The organism is Pseudoalteromonas sp. PAST1, assembly GCF_021532515.1.
GTDB classification, from domain to species: domain Bacteria; phylum Pseudomonadota; class Gammaproteobacteria; order Enterobacterales; family Alteromonadaceae; genus Pseudoalteromonas; species Pseudoalteromonas simplex.
Map to the genome: position 1 here is coordinate 1 of NZ_JAKGBH010000111.1, position 2,218 is coordinate 2,218.

At 36.4% G+C, this 2,218-nt stretch carries 1 protein-coding gene; it reads left to right on the forward strand.

What is annotated here, in order from left to right:
• Window positions 1–19 precede the first annotated feature (19 nt).
• Window positions 20–1,630 (forward strand): ATP-binding protein, encoded by a 1,611-nt coding sequence (locus L1272_RS22805; RefSeq protein ID WP_235374353.1) that lies wholly within the window; start codon window positions 20–22, stop codon window positions 1,628–1,630.
• Window positions 1,631–2,218 lie beyond the last annotated feature (588 nt).

Consider the following 2,218-nt stretch of genomic DNA (forward strand, 5'->3'; position numbering starts at 1 on the left):
GATCAACTGCTTGTAACTCATGGTAAATGCTTCTGTTTGTTTGGCGACGATAGAGTACCACCAACAGGCAGTTGATCTCTTCTCACCGTTTAACCATGAGTGGTGCACTTATTATCTGAATTCGGGAATACTAGAAAAGCTAGAAGCTGTAGAAAATTACGACAAGCAAGCTCTCGGCGGTGTAAGAACGACCCTAGCTAATTATGAGGAAAAGCTTGATTTAGCGCTCAAAATGATTGAACAAGGCGCTTCTAGTGAAGCTATTGACGACATTGTAAAAGTTGATGATGCGAAAGCCCTTGCAGCCCTATCTGACTTTGAAAGCCACGTAAACACCATGCTTAAGAAAAAGAGTGTGGCGATAAATGAAAACTTTAAATTTGCATATACAGTTCATATTCTGACGATTGTACTTTTGGCTGGTATTTTGCTCTTTTACTTTAAAAAGCTATCTACCTCATATAAAGAGCAACAAGCTTTAACTGATCAAGCATTAGAAGGGGCAAGAATTAAATCAGAATTTCTTGCTAATATGAGTCATGAAATTAGAACCCCCTTAAATGGCATTATGGGTTTACTACAAATCCTGCAACCTAATGTTCAAAAGCCCCAAAACATAGAAATTGTCTCAAAAGCTCTTTTTTCATGCCGATCATTACTTACTATTATTAATGATATTTTAGACTTTTCTAAAATGGAAGCGAACGAGCTTACAATCGAAAATGTTAACTTTTCTTTGATAAAAATAGTTGAATCTATAAATTCTGATTTTTTACCTATCTGTAACGAAAAGTCTATCGAGCTAAACATTGATATAGACAAAAATGTCGAAAATATATGGATTGGTGATCCTGTTCGTATTAGGCAAATAATTTTAAACCTAGTTTCTAACGCTGTGAAATTCACAGAGCAAGGTGGTATACAAGTTATTGTAAAGAAAAAAGTAAAAAACTTAATCCCAGGTATCGAGTTACAAGTATTAGACACAGGAATAGGTATGAGTGAAGAAGGTTTGGCAAATCTTTTTCAACGCTTTCAACAGGCTGATAATAGTATTACACGCCGCTTTGGCGGTACAGGCCTTGGCATGTCAATAACAACAAACTTAATTAAACGGATGGGAGGTACTATAGACGTTGATAGTAAATTAGGTGAAGGCACACGCTTTACCATATTTTTACCGCTAGAAATAGCAGAGCAGCAGCAAATCATAGAAAGCTCCCATATAACTGATGTTCCCAATCTTGAAGGTAAAACAGTTCTAATTGCTGAAGATAACCCACTTAATACTATGGTCATTCAATCCTTAATGGCCGAAACAAATGCCAATGTTCAGTTTGCCAAAGATGGTCTAGAGGCTATAGATTTATTTAAAAAAATAAACCCTATGCTCGTCCTGATGGATATCCAAATGCCAAAAATGGGGGGGATTGAAGCCTGTGCACACATTCGAGCATTAAACCCTACGACTCCGGTAATCGCGTTAACAGCAAATGTCATGAAAGAAAATATTATTGAATACAAGAACTGTGGCTTTTACTGCCATGTTGGTAAGCCCGTTGAAAAACATCTGCTCTTTGAAGCCTTAAATAATGCCATTTCACAGCACAGCCAAAACTTATCTGATTAATAAAAACGGCCCCATAATTAGAGCACATGACTCCAGCACTAACAGTTTAAATCCCAACAGCTAGTGTCTGAGAAATGATAAAAAGACACCCATATTAAAAGATAATTAATCACCTACTTTAGAGAGGACTAGAGACATCAGGTAATTAGACACCCACTTTTGGAGAAATGATAAAAAGACACCCATGTTTAAAGATAATTAATCACCTACTTTAGAGAGGACTAGAGACATCACGTAATTAGACACCCACTTTTGGTAAAATTAGCATATCAATTGCATTTGACTTAGCGAAAAAGATCGCTCATAGTCGAAAAAATCATCAACACACATAAAATCTAATAATAAACACATCTAATTTGCTTGTAATGAAACTATATAGAGGAAGCTTGCAATGCCTTTCCTCAACAAAACCAAGCTTTAACAAATTAGAGAGTAGCAATTTATTATAAAATGCTATGCAAACGGCGTTTTTCAAGGTAGTTGTCGCCTGAGCTGTTAAGCTGCTTCTTTTTTATTCTCCGGATTTAACTCCACGCTTCCGATCTTATCCCAGTTTCTGGTCTCACCAGACCAACGACTTGGATTTCT